Here is a 16831-nt window from a genome sequence, read left to right on the forward strand (position 1 = left end):
CGGGGCATGGGACCCTGGCACTCGCATTCTTAGGTAAACCTTTCTAAGGTCAGCCTTACCAAATGAAAGGATGGCCGTGAAGCCTCTCTCCGCCGTTGTGGTCTCGGTCTCGGTTGCCCTGCTCGGGGCAACGCTCACCTCCTGCTCCTCCGACGACGCCCTCGTCGTCTACAACGCTCAGCACGAGCAGCTCATGGAGGAGCTGGTGCCGGCGTTCGAGAAGGAGACCGGCATCGACGTCGAGCTGCGCAACGGCAAGGACCTCGAGCTCGCCGCCCAGCTCGTCGCGGAGGGCGAGAAGTCGCCGGCCGACGTCTTCCTCACCGAGAACTCGCCGGCGATGGCCGCGGTCGAGCGGGAGGGCCTGCTGGCCACCCTGCCCGACGACGTGATCGCGCCGATCCCGGAGCAGTACCGGCCGACGAGCAACGCCTGGACCGGGTTCGTGGCCCGCTCCACCGTGCTGGTCTACAACACCGACCAGATCACCGAGGCCGAGCTGCCCGCCTCGATGCTCGACCTGGCGAAGCCGGAGTGGAAGGGCAAGGTCTCCTTCTCGCCGACCGGAGCCGACTTCCAGGCGATCGTCGCCGGGGTCCTGGCCACCGAGGGCGAGGAGGCCACCAGGAAGTGGCTCGAGGGGCTCAAGGCCAACGGCACCGTCTACGACGGCAACAACGTCGTGCTGGAGTCGGTCAACGCGGGCGAGTCGCCGGTCGGGATCATCTACCACTACTACTGGTACCGCGACCAGGCCGAGTCCGGCGAGGTCAGTGACAACTCCGAGCTCCACTTCTTCGGCAACCAGGACCCCGGCGCCTTCGTGAGCGTCTCCGGGGCCGGTGTGCTGGCCTCGGCGAAGCACAAGTCCGACGCCGAGAAGTTCGTCGGCTACCTCACCGGCAAGACCGGCCAGCAGGGCCTGGCCGACAGCTACGCGCTGGAGTATCCGCTGAACCCCGAGGTCCAGCTCGACCCGCCGGTCAAGAAGTTCTCCGAGCTCGCTCCGCCCGCCGTGGCGGTCTCCGACCTCGACAGTGCCGCGGTGGTCGACATGATGACGGAAGTGGGCTTCCTCTGAGCAGCGTGCATCTCGGCACGTTGGACACCGTCCGGTACGGGCGGTGGCTGGTCCCGGCGCTGGCCGGCGCGATCGTCGCGGCCTGCCTGGTGCCGGTCGGGTACGTCCTGTGGTCGGCCGCGTCGGTCGGGCCCTCCGAGGCGTACGACTTCCTGGTCCGGCCCCGGATCGGCGAGCTGCTGTGGAACACCGGACGGCTGGTGGTCGCGGGGGTTCTGCTCTCCGTGGTGTTCGGGGTCAGCGGGGCGTGGGTGGTCGAGCGGACCTCGCTGCCCCTGTCCGGGTGGTGGCACGGCGCGTTGTGTGCGCCGCTGGCCATCCCGGCCTTCGTCAACGGCTACGCCTGGGTGGCGACCACCCACGCGGTGCAGTCCTATCCCGGGACGGTGCTCGTCGTCTCGCTGTCCTACTACCCGCTGGTCTACCTGCCCACGGTGGCCGCGCTGCGCCGCCTCGACCCCTCGTTGGAGGAGGTCGCGGCGGCGCTCGGTCGACGGCCGCGGGAGATCTTCTGGCGCGTGGTGCTGCCGACCCTCGCGCCGGCCGTCCTGGGCGGTGCGCTGCTGGTCGGTCTGCACCTGCTGGCCGAGTACGGCGCCCTGCAGCTGCTCAACTACCCGACCCTGACGACCGCGATCCTGCAGCAGTACGGCACGGCCTTCAACGGTCCCGCCGCGACCCTGCTGGCCAGCGTGCTGCTGCTGGCCTGCCTCGGGCTGCTCGCCCTGGAGATGCTGGTGCGCGGTCCGGCCCATCGCGCCCGGGTCGGCAGCGGCACCGCTCGCCCCGCGCCGAGGACGCGGCTCGGCCGCTGGACCGCGCCCGTCGTGGTGGGGCTCGGACTCTTCGTGGCGCTGGCCGTCGGTCTTCCCGCGGCCAGCCTGGTGCGCTGGCTGGTCCGGGGCGCCTCGGCCGAGCTCGACCTGGCCCGGCTGCTCCCGGCGACCGGCACCAGCATCGGCCTCGCCGCCGTCGCCGGCCTGGTCGCGACAGCCGCGGCGCTGCCGGTCGTCTGGCAGGCGGTGCGCCACCGGTCCAGCTGGTCGCTGGGTGTCGAGCGGGCGGCGTACACCACCAGCGCGCTGCCGGGCGTCGTGGTCGCGCTGGCCCTGGTCACCGTCGCGATCGGCTGGCTGCCCGGGGTCTACCAGACCCTGCCGCTGCTGGTGGCCGCGTACGTCATCCTGTTCCTGCCGCGCGCGCTCGTGGCCGTGCGCGGGGTGCTGGAGCTGGTGCCGCCGCGGCTGGAGGAGGTCGCGCTGAGCCTGGGCCAGAGCCGGGCCGGGGCGATGCGGCGGGTCACGCTGCCGCTGCTCCTGCCGGGGCTGGCCACGGCCACCGCGCTGGTCGCGCTCGCGGTCTCGACCGAGCTGACCGCCACGCTGCTGCTGGCCCCGATCGGGACCACGACGCTGGCCACCGAGTTCTGGAGCGAGGCCTCCGCGGTCGCCTACGGGGCCGCGGCGCCCTACGCGCTCGCGCTGGTGCTGCTCGCGATCCCGGCGACGGTGCTGTTGGGACGTTCGTCGAGAGGATCGGCACGATGACGGTGGCACTGCAGGTGAGCGGGCTGCGCGCCGGACACGGCCGGCGCCAGGTGCTCGACGGGCTCGACCTGACCGTCGAGGACGGTGTGACCGCCGTGCTCGGCGCCTCCGGCTGCGGCAAGACCACGTTGCTGCGCTGCGTGGCGGGGTTCATCACGCCCACCGCCGGTGAGATCCGGATCGGCGGGCGCTCGGTCGCGGGGCTGGCGCCGCGCCGCCGCGGGATCGGGTACGTCCCGCAGGAGGGCGCGCTCTTCCCGCACCTCGACGTGGGCGGCAACATCGCGTTCGGGCTGCGGCGCTCGGTGTCCCGGGCCGAGCGGCAGGAGCGGGTCGCCGAGCTGCTCCGGCTGCTCGAGCTGCCCGCGGAGCTGGCCGACCGGCATCCGCACGAGCTCTCCGGCGGTCAGCAGCAGCGGGTCGCCGTGGCTCGCGCGCTCGCGCCCCGGCCTCGCCTGGTGCTGCTCGACGAGCCGTTCTCCTCGCTCGACGCGGGCCTGCGGGAGGAGTCCGGGCGCGCGGTCGTGCGGGCGCTGCGTACCGCCGGCGCGGCAGCGCTGCTGGTCACCCACGACCAGGGCGAGGCGCTCTCGCTGGCCGACCAGGTGGCCGTGATGTCCGCCGGGCGCTTCCTGCAGGTCGGCTCCGCGGTCGACGTCTACCTGACCCCCGAGCATCCCGCGGTGGCCGCCTTCCTCGGCTCGGCGACACTGCTCCCCGGCGAGGTCCTCGGTGACGGGCGCGTCGACTCGCCGCTCGGCGAGGTCAGGCTCGCCGCCCCGCTGCCCTCCGGGCCGGTGACGTTGGTCGTACGCTCCGAGCAGGTGCAGGTCTCGGCCGATGCCACCTCGGGGACCAAGGGCGTGGTCGAGGAGGTCTCCTTCTTCGGCCACGACGCCACCATCCGGGTGCGGTTGAGCGATGACCTACGCGTGACCGCCCGGGTCCCGGGCACCGGGATCCCCGACATCGGCGCCACGGTCTCGCTCGAGGTCGTCGGACCGTTGGTCGGCTATCCCGGGGACCTGCGATGAGCTCGACGATCGCCACTGGGTCTCATCTGCTCCTGAAGGGGCGGCCGGGGGATCCGGCGGTGATCACCGCCGAGGTGACGCTGACCTACGCCGAGCTGGAGCAGGCGGTGACGGACCGGGTGGCTGCGTACGGCCGCTCGCACGGGGTCGTGCTGCTCGAGGCCGGTAACGACCTGGACTCGGTGATCGGCTACCTGGCCGCGCTCGCGGCGCGCCGGCCCGTGCTGCTGACGCCGCCGGGCAGCGACCTCGGTGAGCTCCGGATGCGCTACCGGGCCGCGTTCGAGGGCTCGGCGGAGCTCCACCCCGACCTCGCGCTGCTGCTGTCGACCTCGGGCTCGACCGGGTCGCCGAAGCTGGTCAGGCTCTCCCGGGACAACCTGGCCGCCAATGCGGCCAGCATCGCGGCCTATCTCGGGCTCACCTCCGCCGACCGGGCGATGAGCTCGCTGCCGCTGCACTACTGCTACGGCCTCTCGGTGCTCAACTCCCACCTCAGCGCCGGGGCCGCGGTGATCCTCACCGACCTCTCGGTCGCCGACGAGTGCTTCTGGGACGTCGCCGCCCGCAACGGCGCCACCTCGTTCGCCGGGGTGCCCTACACCTTCGACCTGCTCGATACCTCGGGCTTCGCCGAGCGCTCGCTGCCGTCGCTGCGCTACATCACCCAGGCCGGCGGCAAGATGCCGCCCGAGACGGTCCGTCGCTATGCGGCGCTGGGGGAGTCTCGTGGCTGGGACCTGGTCGTGATGTACGGCCAGACCGAGGCCACCGCCCGGATGGCCTACCTCCCGCCCGACCTGGCTGCGAGCCGGCCCGAGGCGATCGGCATCCCGATCCCCGGCGGGCACTTCCGACTCGATCCCGTCGACGGCGTGGGGGAGGGCGTCGGCGAGCTGGTCTACACCGGGCCGAACGTGATGATGGGGTACGCCGAGAGCGTCGGCGACCTCGCCCGGGGTCCGGAGCTCAGCGAGCTCCGCACCGGCGACCTCGCCCGTCAGGCCGACGACGGACTGTGGGAGATCACCGGCCGGCGCAGCCGGTTCGGCAAGGTCCTCGGGCTGCGCCTCGACCTCGACCGGATCGAGTCCGAGCTCGGTCCTGGGTCGGTCCGTGCGGTCGCGCCGGGTGGCCGCCTGCATCTGTTCACCGCCGATCCAGGGTCTGTGGGTCGGCTGCCGGAGCGCGTCGGCGGCATCGTGGCGCTGCCGCGCGCGTCGGTCCAGGTCCACCGGATCGACGAGGTGCCGCGGACGCCGAACGGGAAGGTCGACTACGCCACCCTCAACGCCTGGGCGAGCGTGGCCGACGCGGCCGGACCACCGGACACCGGTTTGGCTGCGGGTGCGGACGCCGACGCGCTGCGTACGGTCTATGCCACGGTGCTGGGGCGGCCCGAGGCCACCGTGTCCGACAGCTTCGTCTCGCTCGGCGGCGACTCGCTCTCCTTCGTCGAGATCGCGACCCAGCTCGGCGAGCGGCTCGGCACGCTGCCCACCGGCTGGCAGCATCGGAGCATCACCGAGCTCGCCGCGAGCGCGCGGAGTCCGCGGCGCTGGCTGCGGCCCGTCGAGATCCCGGTGCTCCTGCGCGCGGCGGCCATCGTGGCCATCGTCGGCAGCCACGCCGACGTCTGGACGCTCCTCGGCGGCGCGCACATCCTGCTCGCGGTGGCCGGCTTCAACCTCGCCCGGTTCGGGCTCACCGCTCCGACCCGGGCTCTGCGCGCCCGTCGGCTTCTCCGGGGCGCGGCGGCGGTCGCCCTCCCGGCCGGTCTCTGGGTCGCCGCGGTGGCCCTGGTCAGCGACCGCTACCACTGGCCGACCGCGCTGGGACTCAACCAGGCGCTCGGGAGCGACGGGTGGACCCGCGACTGGCAGCTGTGGTTCCTGGAGGTGATCACCTGGTCCTTCGCCGGGCTCGCGGTCCTGCTCCTGGTGCCCGTCCTGGACCGGTGGCAGCGGCGTCACCGGTTCGTCGCCGCAGTCGTCGTGGTCGGCGCGACCCTCGCGGTGCGGTACCTGTGGGTCGGCCTCGAGGCCGGCGCGACCGAGCGCTACACGATCGGCTGTGTCCTGTGGTGCGTGGCGTTGGGTTGGGCGGCGGCCGAGGCGGAGCGGCCGTGGCAGCGTGTCCTCGTCTCGGCGATGGTCGTGGTGGGGACGTACGGGTTCTTCGGAGATCTGGTCCGCGAGGCGACCGTCGCACTCGGCATCCTCGTCCTCCTGGTCCCGTGGCCGGCCCTGCTGCCCTGGCCGCTGTCCCGGGTGACCGCCGTGCTCGCCGCCTCGTCGCTGTGGATCTACCTCGTCCACTGGCAGATCTACCCGGGGCTCGAAGCCGCCGGGCTGGGGTGGCTCGGCGTCCTCGCCTCCCTGGCTGCCGGGGTGGCTGTCGCGCTCGGGCCGGCCGCATGGGTCGCTCGAGCCCGGGTCGCTAGATTGACCGCGTGAGGATCACGGTCGTACGCGGGGACATCACCGAGCAGCCGGTCGACGCGGTCGTCAACGCCGCCAACTCCTCCTTGCTGGGCGGAGGGGGCGTCGACGGAGCGATCCACCGGCGCGGCGGCCCGGCGATCCTCGAGGAGTGCCGGCGGCTGCGGGCGGGTCGTCTCGACGGCGGCCTTCCGGTCGGGCAGGCGGTCGCGACGACGGCGGGGGATCTGCCCGCGCGGTGGGTGATCCACACGGTCGGCCCCGTGTTCAGCGACGGCCAGGACAACATCGGTCTGCTGACCTCGTGTTTCCGCGAGTCGCTCCGGGTCGCCGACGAGCTCGGGGCGCGCACGGTGGCGTTCCCGGCGATCTCGACCGGCGTCTACCGTTACCCGCTCGAGGAGGCCGCGTACGTCTCGCTGTGGACCCTCGCCCGGACGCAGACCTCCGTCGAGGAGGTGCGCCTGGTGCTCTTCGACCAGAAGGCGTACGACGCCTTCGACCGGGCTCGTGCGGCTCTCGATCCGTCGGATGCCGAGGTCGAGGCCGAGCTGCGGAGCGTGCCGGAGCAGAAGTGGCGTGAGCTCTTCGAGGCGGCCGACGGCCTCACCGCCGAGGACCGCGAGTTCACCTGGGGCGGCGGCGACAAGAGCGACGACGGCGTGATCCAGTGGCCGTATCCGAAGTACAGCGACCGGCTGTGGCAGCTCTACGTCGCGCTCCCGAGCGCGAACGCCGACTGGATGAAATGGATGAGCGGCAACCCGCTGCGCACCGACCCTGCTCGTCTCGCCGCTGCGCCGGTCGCCGACGCTGCGCGGCTGGCGACCGTCTATGTCCGGGGCGAGCGGTTCAACGACGGGGTCTTCGGGCGTGCGTTCCAGGACGGCTCCATGGACGCGATCATCGCCCGGCTGCGTACGTGGGTCGACGCCGAGCGGTGAGATTCTCGGGGCAAGGTTTCGTGCGGCGCTTCGAGTGATGCTCCGGTGGTCGAGCTTGTCTGCTCCGTTGGTCGAGCGTGCCTGTTCCGGTGGTCGAGCTTGCCTGTTCCGGTGGTCGAGCTTGTCGAGACCATCCTGTGCGTAACGGTGTTGCCCCGGTGGTCGAGCTTGTCGAGACCACGTGTCGCGGAGCGGTGACGTCCCGGTGTTCGAGCTTGTCGAGACCACGTGTCGCGGAGCGGTGACGTCCCGGTGTTCGAGCTTGTCGAGACCACGTGTCGCGGAGCGGTGACGTCCCGGTGGTCGAGCTTGTCGAGACCACGCTGTCGCGGACCAGTGATGCCCCGGTGTTCGAGCTTGTCGAGACCACGCTGTCGCGGACCAGTGATGCCCCGGTGGTCGAGCTTGTCGAGACCACGCTGTCGCGGACCAGTGATGCCCCGGTGGTCGAGCTTGTCGAGACCACCCTGCGCGTAACCGTTCCTCGTGGCGGATCTGGGCCGCCGACCCGTTCTCGAGGGTCTTCTCGCCGGACCCCGGAGTAAAGGACGGCCTGCGGCCGCCGGCTTCGCCGGCCGCTTCGCGGTCCTTGACACCGGGGCCCGCCGAGAAAAGATTTGGCTGGCTATCGGGGCGGCGGCCCGGGTGTGGCGCAGCGAGAATCTTGCCTGTCTGGGTCGGTGTCGAGGCGGTGGGAGGGTGGCCCTTGGGCCACTTACCATCCAGAGGAACGACGCCGTTCACTGACCGCGAAATGTGCTTTGACCTGGGAAAATGGGTGGATCTTGCGGCCTTCGAGGAGTAGAATCAGACCCATCACAGCACACCCTCGAAGGGAGGATCGGTGATGAGTCTCGGGCGCGAGATCGACCACTGGGGCACCAACCCCGGCGACGCGATCGACGCTGCCCTGAGCGCCATCGAATCCTCCCTCCAGACCTGTTGTCCAGCGATCCCGTCTACTGGCGGACCGGGCAGAAGAAGGACCTCCTCGAGCGGCTGGAGAGACTCCAGGCCCAGCAGGCGGCGTTGAAGCTGCGGGTGCTCGCATCGGCTGGTGACATCGCCGTGGAGAGCGGTGCCAAGGACGCCTCGGGGTGGATGCGGACCGAGCTGCTCGTCGACACGGCGGTCGCCCGTTCGCAGGTCAAGCTCGCGAACAGCATCGCGAAGTACGAGCGCGTCGCCGCCGGGCTCGCTGAGGGTGTGGTGTCCCTGGACAAGGCCCGGGTGATCGCCACCGCACTCGACAAGATCGACGCTGACCCGGTCGCCAGCACCGAGGACCTGATCCTGGCCGAGAAGCTCCTGGTGGACTACGCGGGCCGACTCACCGCCAACGAGCTCCGGATCGTCGGCAAACGCATCCTGGCCGAGATCGACCCCGCCCGGTTCGAGGACGCTGAAGCCAAGGGGCTGTTGGCGGAGGAGGAACGCGCCCAGCAGAGGACCGCGCTGCGGATCTGGGACAACCGTGACGGCACCGTCGGGTTCGACGGTGTTCTTCCGGTCTCGGTTGGGATGCGGTTCAAGCGGCTGGTCGAGGCTTACGCCCAGCCCCGCAAACAACAGCTCCTCGACAAAGGCAGCCCGCTGCCGCGGTGGGAGCGGTTGATGGGCCAGGGCTTCGCCCGGCTCTTGGAGACCATCGACCCCGCCGCACTGCCCCGCCACGGCGGCGACGCCACCACGATCAACGTGGTGATCTCGCTCGAGGACCTTCGCAAGGACCTCGGGGTCGCGACCCTGGGCTACGACGAGACCAACGGCACCACGATCAGTGCGGCCGAGGCCCGGCGGATGGCCTGCAACGCCACCATCATCCCGTGGGTGCTGGGCGGTGACGGTGAGGTGCTCGACGCGGGCCGATCCAGCAGGCTCTTCCAGCCGATCCAACGCAAAGCGCTCCGGTTGCAGCAGAAGTGCTGCCAGGCCGAAGGTTGCGACATGCCACCCGAGTGGTGTGACGCCCACCACCTGGACCCGTGGGCCGCTGGCGGCATGACCGACCTGAAGGACGGGGCGCTGCTGTGCCTGCACCACCACCGGCTGGCTCACAACCCTGCCTATGTTCACGAACGACTACCCGACGGCACCATCCGGTTCACCCGTCGCCCCTGAGTGCTCCGTCGGAAACCCGCCGGAACTGTCCAGTGGCTCGCCCTAGGTTCTGGGCATGGGTACGCATGTGGACATCGATCCGGCCATCCTCTACTTCGGCACGCCGGTGGTGGTGCTCTCGACGCTCAACGAGGACGGCACCACGAACCTGATGCCGATGTCGTCGGTGTTCTGGCTGGGACGTACGGCGGTCCTCGGGATGGGGGCCTCGTCGCAGACGGCGCGCAACCTGAGGGACCGGCCCGAGATCGTCCTCAACCTTCCCGGCGTGGACCTGGTGACCCAGGTGGACCGGCTGGCGCTGACGACGGGCAATGCGGCGATGTCGGCGGCGAAGGCGGAGCGTGGGTATGTGCACGTGGCCGACAAGTACGGGCATGCCGGGTTGACGGCGTACGGATCGGACACGGTGCTGCCGACGTCGGTCGCAGAATGCCCGGTGCACATCGAGGGGACCATCTCGGCGATCCACGAGCTCGGGGAGCCGAAGCTGCTCGCCGTGGAGGTCGCGGTGACGGCGGTGCGGGTCACGCCTGACGTACGTCTCGAGGGTCATCCCAACCGGATCGACCCGGATCGGTGGCGGCCGTTGGTGATGAGCTTCCAGCAGTTCTACGGGCTGGGGGAGCGGGTCCACCCGTCGCGGCTGGCGAGCATCGACGAGGAGCTCTACCGCTGATCGGAGCCGGATCGATACATCCGCGCGGCGGAATGTGGTCCGGGCCGACATAGACCTGTGTCGGTCGTCACATCTACGGTCGATCTGCCTGCCGGGAGGCGGCAGGCTGGTCTCGCTCAGGAGGATCGGTCATGCGTCTCGGGTCACGGATCTCACCCAGGTTCCGGCAACGACGGATCGGCGCGGCGCTCGCGGGTCTCGGCCTGGTGCTCGCTGGTGGTGCGGTGATCGCGGTCGCGCCCCCTGCAGAGCCCGCCGCGGCCGCGGGCACGTGGACGGCCCGGACGGCGGGCGGCATGACCACCCAGCTGTACGTCCCCAGCACCCCTCCGACGCTCGGCACCGGCCGGGCGCTCATGGTCAATCTGCACGGCTGCGTCCAGACCTCGGCCAACCTGCGCGACGGCGGCAACTGGACGGCGACCGCTGACGCCCGCGGCATGGTGGTGGCGGTCCCCGCGGCACCGAACGGCGGCGTACTCCTCGGCTGCTGGGACTACTACGACAGCAATCATTCCCGGACCTCGCCGAGCCGGCACGACGACAACCTGCTCCAGCTGGTCAGCGACCTGCTCGCCGACCCGGCGCTGGACATCGATCCCGACCAGGTCTATCTCACCGGGCTGTCCTCCGGTGGCGGCGAGACGATGGTGATGGGGTGCCTCGCGCCCGACGTCTTCGCCGGGATCGGGATCAACGCCGGACCGTCGGTGGGGACGACCTCGGGGCAGATCGGGTCCGTGGCGGTGACCCAGTCGCAGGTCACCAACACCTGCCGGACCTTCGCCGGCTCGGCCTCGTCAGGTTTCGCCAGCCAGGTCACCTCGGTGATCTACGGCTCCAACGACACGACCGTCGCGCCCGGGTACAACACCCTCAACGCCCAGGTCATGGCCGGGATCTACGGAGCCTCCTCGCAGTCGTCGTTCTCGTTGTCGGGCCTGGCCGGCAACAACACCGCCGGCTCCGGGACGCTGTGGTCGGACGGCAGCGGCCCACGGGTATCGCTGATCCAGAACACCGGGATGGGACACAACTGGCCGGCCGGCGGCGGCCCCGGCGGCTCCTACATCACGACGAACTCGATCGACTACCCGGCGTACGTCACGGACTTCTTCTTCGACAACAACCGCCGCGTCGATCGGAGCACCGAGCCGACCGACCCGCCCACCGAGGAGCCCACCGACCCGCCGACCGAGCCCGGCCTCTACTGCGGTTCGGCGACCAACGCCCAGCACCAGGCCGCCGGGCGAGCCCACTCCTACGGGACCAACCCCTACAACCCGTACTACGCCGATGTCTCGGAGGACTACATGGGCCAGGGCGACGCCACCGTCACGACTCTCCAGGAGTCGGCCGGCGGCCGCTTCGACGTGGTCACGACCTGCTGACGTAGGCTTCGTCTCCCGACGAGAACGAGGTGCAGCATGACAGCGAGCAGGTCCGCTCGGGAGCGGAAGGCAGCCTCGCAGGCCGGGCCGCTCGCCACGGTGAAGATCGACCTCGACGCGCAGGATCAGTTCGTCTACAAGGTCACCTGCACGGAGTGCGTCGTCCGGGACCGGATCAAGTGGGCGACCTACCGTGCCGGTGAGGACAACGGCTTCATGGCGGCGATGGACCGATGGATCTTCCACCTCACCCAGAAGCACTCCGATGCGGACGCACCGTGCCTGAAGTTCCTGCCCGAGGCTCAGCAGCGGCAGCAGGAGCGGCGGGAACGGCGAGCGGCCGACTGACGATCTCGGCCGGGCTCACCCCTTCGACGCCGCGGCCTTGATCTCCTCGAACTGCTCGCCCATCCGGGCGGCGAGGGCCTCGGCGGCCCGCAGCGGGCGGACCATCACCTTGAAGTCGACGATCTTCCCCTCCTCGTCGTAGGTGAGGAAGTCGCAGCCGTTGAGATCGAGGCCGTCGACCTTGGCGGTGAACTCGTAGGCATGGTGCGTGCCGTCGTGGATCTCGCGTACGTAGGTGAAGTCCTCGAACACCTTCACCACCGCGCGCAGGATCGCGGCGGTGATCGCCCGGCCGGGGTAGGGCTTGAACGCGACCGGGCTGGTGAACACGACGTCGTCGGCCAGCATCGACTCGACGGCGTCCATGTCCTTGGCCTCGATGGCCTCACGGAAGGTGGTCATCTGCGGCTCCTCCTGGGTCTGTGGTGGAAGAGAGCCTAGAGGGAGGGGTGTTGCGGCGCGCTGTTCCCAACCGTCCCGCCGCCTCTGCCGAAGGCGTAGCCGATGCCGATCCCCACCGCGGCGGGGACGAGGACGAGACCGGTGAGGAACGGGGTCAGGCTCCAGAAGTCGCTCCACAGCACGCCGAAGTCGCGATCCCTCTCGAACCAGATCCGGAACGGACCACTGAGGCCGACCGCGCCGGCGATCACCGCCCAGCGCACGCACACCGGCGTCAGACGCTTCGCGTGGTACCCGTCCCACAGGCCCCAGAGCCCGGAGACGGTGAGCAGCAGCGCGAAGTAGAGCAGGCCTGCGCCGATGGTGGCGTCCTCGGTGCGGAAGAGGATGTCTGTGGCGACCGAGAACAGGATGCTGCCGCCGACCATCACGGCCAGCCGTACGAATAGCTTCATGTCTTCAGGGTCCTGGATCGTAGGCGCGGGGTGCATGAGCGCGGGTACTCAGATCCGGGAGACGGCTCGGTGCTTGACAGCCGCCGAGAGGGCAGCCAAGGTCACGACGGTGAAGTCGAACAGCGACCGGCAGGCCGGCCGGGACCCCGGGTTCGTGCCGGGAGGCGCGGTCGGTCCGACGACGACGCCGCTCGCCGCGGCCAGGGGCACGGGCAAGGTGGCCGCCCTCACCTTCGACGACGGCCCCAACCCCGGCGAGACCGATCGCTTGCTGGACATCCTCGCGGCGCACGAGGTGACCGCGGTGTTCTGCGTCATCGGCCAGAACATCACCGCGCCAGGAGGCGCCGAGATCCTGAGGCGCATCGTCGCCGAGGGCCACACGCTGTGCAACCACTCCACCTCCTACGCCGACATGGGCACCTGGACTCGCGCCCAGATCGAGCGGGATCTCCTGGACAACCTCGCCACGATCCGGGACGTGCTGGGAGACCCGGATCGGAAGGTGCCGTACTTCCGGGCTCCCAACGGCAGCTGGGGCAGCACCGGAGAGGTCGCCGCATCCCTCGGCATGCAGCCGCTCGGGCTGGGCAACGTGATCTTCGACTGGGACGGCAACGACCTGTCCGAGGCGACCCTGACGAGCAACCTCCGTGCCGCGATGCAGCCCGGGGCGGTGGCCCTGGCTCACGACGGCGGTGGCAACCGCGAGAACACCGTCCGCGCGGTCGCGACGGTGCTCCCGGAGAAGCTCGCCGAGGGCTACACCTTCACCCTGCCTCGGGGCGGCGTGCCGGACGCGGACTGGGCGCCGGAGCCGTAGAGCGCCCGGCCGTCACCGCGTGACGGTCACCTCGGTTCGCGAGCTTCCTGGCTCGAGCTCGAATGCCGCGGTCGAGTCCTCGACGCTGACCCGGTAGTCGCCCGCCCAGCCGTGCACCTTCACCCGCCCCTCGGAGTCGGTGCGTAGGTGCGTCGGCCCAGTCCACCACTCCTGCTTCACCAGGCGGTGGAGCGCGTCGTACGCCGGTTTCGGTGTGCCGTCGGCGCGCACCAGCCCCGCCGGAGCGCCGAGCCAGGACCTGAGGTCCGTGAGGCCCCAGTAGGTGACCGCCTCGACCGACGGGTGCGAGAGCAGGGTGCGGTAGTGGCGTACGAGCTCGTCGGCCTGCCGCTCCTCGCCCTCGGGAGTCGAGGGCCAGCTGGACACCTGGTGGTCGTTGAGGTCCTCGATCTCGGGCGGCATCAGGTCGCCGGAGAGGAGCGTCGTCTCGCTGAGGTGGAGCGGGAGGCCGAAGCGGGCGAATCGCTCGAGGACCTCCAGGGTCCGCTCCTCACCCCAGTAGCCCTGATGCATGTGGCTCTGCAGGCCGATCGCATCCACCCGGATCCCCGCCTCGAGCACGCCTTCGATGAGGCACTCGTAGGCCGTGGACATGTCGAAGTCGTTGAGGACGAGACGTACGCCGGGGTCGGCTGCCCGCGCCTCCTCGAAGGCCAGGCGTGCCATCGGGATGCGGCCGAGTTGCCGGCACAGCCGGGTGACGGCGTTCTGCCGGTCCTCGTTGTCGAAGACCGGCATGATCACCAGCTCGTTGATCGCGTCCCAGGTGTCGACCAGCCCGTCGAACGCGGTGATCTCGCGGTGGATCCGGGCGCGGAGGACCTGCTCGACCTTCTCGGTCGGCACGTCGAGGAGCCAGGCCGGGGAAAGGGTGTGCCAGGTCAGCGGATGCCCCTTGAGCGACACTCCGCGGTCGCGGAACCAGCGTGCCGCAGTGAGAAGCCGCTCGGTCTCGGGCTCGCCTCGCACCGGCTCGAAACCGGACCAGTAGAACGGGAGCGTCGCGGTGTTGAAGATCGCCAGCCACAGGTCCACGAGCCGCTCGGCCGTCTCGGGGTCGGCGCCGCCGAAGACCGCCTCGGGCGACTGCGCGGTGTCGGCGTTCGCCAGACCGATGAAGTCGAAGCCGGTGTTGCCGAAGGCGAAGGCGTGGCGGGTCTGCTCGACGACCAGGTCGGTGTCGGCGTACGCGCTGCCGTCGGGGCGGAGCAGCGTCAGCGTCACCTCGTGGGAGCGATGGCGGAGGGTCGGGTCGGGGGAGAGTGACTGGTTCACGAAAGACCTTCGGGGTGGGGAGGCGTGGGCGTAAATCGTTATCGACAACGATTGAAGAGCGCAAGGGTGTGCCCAGGCAGAGGTCGGCTAGATTGCGCGTCATGAGTGGATCGACGAGGAGCCGGAGCGCACTGGTGGTCGGTGCGGGGATCGGCGGGCTCACCGCAGCGCTCGCGCTGTCACGGACCGGGTGGCAGGTGACCGTCCTGGAGCGGGCGCCGGAGCTCGGCGAGGTCGGTGCCGGCCTCTCGATCTGGCCGCGGGCCTGGGGGATCCTGACCGACCTCGGGGTCGCCGACCGGCTCGTCGACGGGACCCGGCCTGCGATCCAGGCGGGGCTGCGCCGCCCCGACGGTCGTTGGCTGGCCAAGGTGCGTGCCGACGCCGTGGAGCGCACCCCGGTCATGGTGCACCGGGCGCGGCTGCACTCGGCGCTGGTGGCGACGCTCGCGGAGCGCGAGGGGGTCGAGCTACGCACCGGGGTGACCGTCACCGGTCTGGCCGGCCTCGACGACCTCGACCCCTGTGGCCCGGCCGACCTGGTGGTCGCCGCCGACGGCATCCGCAGCGTGATCCGGAAGGAGCTGCACCAGCGGGAGGACGTACGTCATGCCGGCTACACCGCCTATCGCGGCGTCACCGCGGAGCCGGTGCCGGGGGAAGCCTCGACCACCGGCGGGGAGACCTGGGGGACCGGGGTGCGGTTCGGCCACGTCCCGCTGGTGGACGGTCGGACCTACTGGTTCGCAACCGCCAACCGGCCCGCCGGGGAGACCGGCAGCGATCACCACGCCGACGTGACGGCTCTGGTCGGCGACTGGCACGACCCGATCCCGCAGCTGTTGGCGGCGACCCCGGCCGCCGCGGTCATCCGTGGCGACATCTGCGACCTTCGGCTCCCGCTGAGGCGGTTCGACCACGGCCGCGTCGTGCTGCTCGGCGACGCCGCGCACGCGACCACGCCCAACCTCGGCCAGGGCGCCTGCGCCGCCATCGAGGACGCCGCCGTCCTGGCCGCCCAGCTCGCCGGCCACACTCGCATCGACGGCGCGCTGGTCGCCTACGACCGCACCCGGCGCCCCGCGACCCAGCGGCTGGTACGGGCCTCCCGGCTGGTCGGTGTGCTCGGCCAGGTCGAGAACGGTCCGGTCGTGGCGGCCCGCGATGCCGGCCTCGCCGGGCTGGGGGCGATCGCGGGGCTGCTCGGCAGGTAGCCGTCACAGGCATGGGGCGACCGGTGTCTGGATGACCATGACGGCTACCTATCTCGCTCTGACCTTCATCGCCTCGGTCGCCGCCCTCGGCGGGGCGGTGCTCAACCTGACCGGACACCGGATCCCGGTGACCGAGGCCCAACGGCTCTCGGTGCCGTTGGAGTGGTTGAGCTTCCCGATCGGAGTGTCCTACGCGCTGGGCTTCCTCGGTCTGCTGGCCGGGGTGGCGGTGCCGGCGGTCGGGATCGTCGCGGCCGCCGGGTTCGTGGCGTTCTTCGTGCTCGCCATCGGCGCGCACCTACGGGTGGGCGACCGGAACCTGGGTCGCGCCGGGGCCGGTCTCGCGCTGGCTTCGGCGACGCTCCTTGTCACCGGGATCTACGCGGCGGGGCAGGACGATCTCGGCGGGGTCGTGTCGGCGTACGTCAGTGATCTGCCGGACCCGTGGTGGCCGGTCGTGCTGCTGGCGGTGATCCAGATCGGCGATGCGGTGATGTGCTTCAAGCCGGTCGGGTTCATCGCCCAGTGCTTCACCGATGTCGGGCTGCCGCGCGCGCTTTGGCCGGTGATGCCGTGGGTCAAGGTCGCCGCCACCGTCGGTCTGGTCGCCGGGCTGTGGGTGCCGTACGTCGGGGCGCTCACCAGCGCGGCCCTGGTCGTCTACTTCGTGTGCGCCGTCTCCGCGCACATCCGAGCCAGGGACATCGGCCGCAACCTCGTCCTCAACGCCACGCTGTCCCTGGTCCTGTGCGTGGCCGTGTTCGTGCTCTGCTTCCTCCGCTGAGCCTTGTCCAGGCGGCGCCGAACAGGGGCAGGCACGGCTCCACGCCGCTGACCTCGATGCCGCTGCCGTCGTCGGTCATCCCCGCTCGGCACCGCCGGGGTCCCGGACGTAGTCGAGGAGGTCGGCGGCCGCTGAGGTGTAGCGGTCCACCTCCTCGCCGCTGTCGCAGGTGCACAGCACGATCGTCACCTCGCCGGCGCGGGGCCAGATCGCCTCCCAGGTCGCGCCGGCCTGCTCCCAGCGGAGCAGTCGCTCGAGATCCTCTGTCATC

General features: G+C 70.9%; 16 protein-coding genes and 1 pseudogene. 13 read left to right on the forward strand and 4 right to left on the reverse strand.

The window, feature by feature from the left end; translation table 11 throughout:
• Window positions 1–70 precede the first annotated feature (70 nt).
• From ACFVDI_RS02695 to ACFVDI_RS02740, 10 genes and pseudogenes are all read left to right on the forward strand, one after another.
• Entirely contained in the window at window positions 71–1081 is a 1011-nt protein-coding gene (locus ACFVDI_RS02695; RefSeq protein WP_378900100.1) for an iron ABC transporter substrate-binding protein, read from the forward strand.
• Window positions 1082–1086: 5 nt separating this feature from the next.
• Window positions 1087–2628 carry an ABC transporter permease gene (locus ACFVDI_RS02700; RefSeq protein ID WP_378900103.1) on the forward strand — a complete coding sequence of 514 codons (1542 nt, stop codon included), beginning with the start codon at window positions 1087–1089 and terminating at the stop codon, window positions 2626–2628.
• Complete coding sequence (locus tag ACFVDI_RS02705) at window positions 2625–3662, forward strand: ABC transporter ATP-binding protein (RefSeq protein ID WP_378900106.1); 1038 nt, start codon at window positions 2625–2627, stop codon at window positions 3660–3662. Before ACFVDI_RS02700 ends, ACFVDI_RS02705 begins: the two co-directional genes overlap by 4 nt.
• Window positions 3659–6118, forward strand: a complete 2460-nt coding sequence (locus ACFVDI_RS02710) for a non-ribosomal peptide synthetase (RefSeq protein ID WP_378900109.1) — start codon at window positions 3659–3661, stop codon at window positions 6116–6118. Before ACFVDI_RS02705 ends, ACFVDI_RS02710 begins: the two co-directional genes overlap by 4 nt.
• Window positions 6115–6624 (forward strand): annotated as a pseudogene (locus tag ACFVDI_RS02715) (O-acetyl-ADP-ribose deacetylase); the annotation flags it as partial. The gene ACFVDI_RS02710 and the pseudogene ACFVDI_RS02715, both read left to right, overlap by 4 nt.
• 39 nt (window positions 6625–6663) lie before the next feature.
• Window positions 6664–7047, forward strand: coding sequence for a DUF6508 domain-containing protein (locus ACFVDI_RS02720; RefSeq protein WP_378900441.1), 384 nt, complete (start codon window positions 6664–6666; stop codon window positions 7045–7047).
• A gap of 942 nt (window positions 7048–7989) precedes the next feature.
• Complete coding sequence (locus ACFVDI_RS02725) at window positions 7990–9168, forward strand: DUF222 domain-containing protein (RefSeq protein WP_378900112.1); 1179 nt, start codon at window positions 7990–7992, stop codon at window positions 9166–9168.
• A gap of 55 nt (window positions 9169–9223) precedes the next feature.
• Entirely contained in the window at window positions 9224–9847 is a 624-nt protein-coding gene (locus ACFVDI_RS02730; protein WP_378900115.1) for a flavin reductase family protein, read from the forward strand.
• A gap of 131 nt (window positions 9848–9978) precedes the next feature.
• Window positions 9979–11238 (forward strand): alpha/beta hydrolase family esterase, encoded by a 1260-nt coding sequence (locus ACFVDI_RS02735; protein WP_378900118.1) that lies wholly within the window; start codon window positions 9979–9981, stop codon window positions 11236–11238.
• A gap of 36 nt (window positions 11239–11274) precedes the next feature.
• A complete protein-coding gene (locus ACFVDI_RS02740; RefSeq protein WP_378900121.1) occupies window positions 11275–11586 on the forward strand; it encodes a hypothetical protein in 312 nt (103 codons plus the stop codon).
• 15 nt (window positions 11587–11601) lie between these two features.
• Here the strand turns inward: ACFVDI_RS02740 and ACFVDI_RS02745 are convergent, their stop codons facing one another.
• Both ACFVDI_RS02745 and ACFVDI_RS02750 read right to left on the reverse strand, forming a co-directional pair.
• Window positions 11602–11988, reverse strand: a complete 387-nt coding sequence (locus ACFVDI_RS02745) for a nuclear transport factor 2 family protein (RefSeq protein ID WP_378900124.1) — start codon at window positions 11986–11988, stop codon at window positions 11602–11604.
• Window positions 11989–12023: 35 nt separating this feature from the next.
• The gene (locus ACFVDI_RS02750; protein WP_378900127.1) at window positions 12024–12443 is read right to left on the reverse strand and encodes a hypothetical protein; all 420 of its coding nucleotides are present in this window, start codon (window positions 12441–12443) and stop codon (window positions 12024–12026) included.
• A 109-nt stretch (window positions 12444–12552) separates the two neighbouring features.
• Between ACFVDI_RS02750 and ACFVDI_RS02755 the strand changes: the two genes are divergently transcribed.
• Window positions 12553–13266 (forward strand): polysaccharide deacetylase family protein, encoded by a 714-nt coding sequence (locus ACFVDI_RS02755; protein ID WP_378900130.1) that lies wholly within the window; start codon window positions 12553–12555, stop codon window positions 13264–13266.
• A 12-nt stretch (window positions 13267–13278) separates the two neighbouring features.
• Here the strand turns inward: ACFVDI_RS02755 and ACFVDI_RS02760 are convergent, their stop codons facing one another.
• The gene (locus ACFVDI_RS02760; RefSeq protein WP_378900133.1) at window positions 13279–14562 is read right to left on the reverse strand and encodes an endo-1,4-beta-xylanase; all 1284 of its coding nucleotides are present in this window, start codon (window positions 14560–14562) and stop codon (window positions 13279–13281) included.
• Between the two features lie 101 nt (window positions 14563–14663).
• On the opposite strand from ACFVDI_RS02760, the gene ACFVDI_RS02765 reads away from it, so the two are divergent.
• Window positions 14664–15776, forward strand: a complete 1113-nt coding sequence (locus ACFVDI_RS02765; protein ID WP_378900136.1) for an FAD-dependent oxidoreductase — start codon at window positions 14664–14666, stop codon at window positions 15774–15776.
• A gap of 31 nt (window positions 15777–15807) precedes the next feature.
• Entirely contained in the window at window positions 15808–16560 is a 753-nt protein-coding gene (locus ACFVDI_RS02770) for a DoxX family protein (protein ID WP_378900139.1), read from the forward strand.
• A gap of 75 nt (window positions 16561–16635) precedes the next feature.
• Here the strand turns inward: ACFVDI_RS02770 and ACFVDI_RS02775 are convergent, their stop codons facing one another.
• Entirely contained in the window at window positions 16636–16830 is a 195-nt protein-coding gene (locus ACFVDI_RS02775; protein ID WP_378900142.1) for a hypothetical protein, read from the reverse strand.
• Window position 16831 lies beyond the last annotated feature (1 nt).

This window comes from Nocardioides sp. NPDC057767, assembly GCF_042798275.1.
GTDB lineage: Bacteria > Actinomycetota > Actinomycetes > Propionibacteriales > Nocardioidaceae > Nocardioides.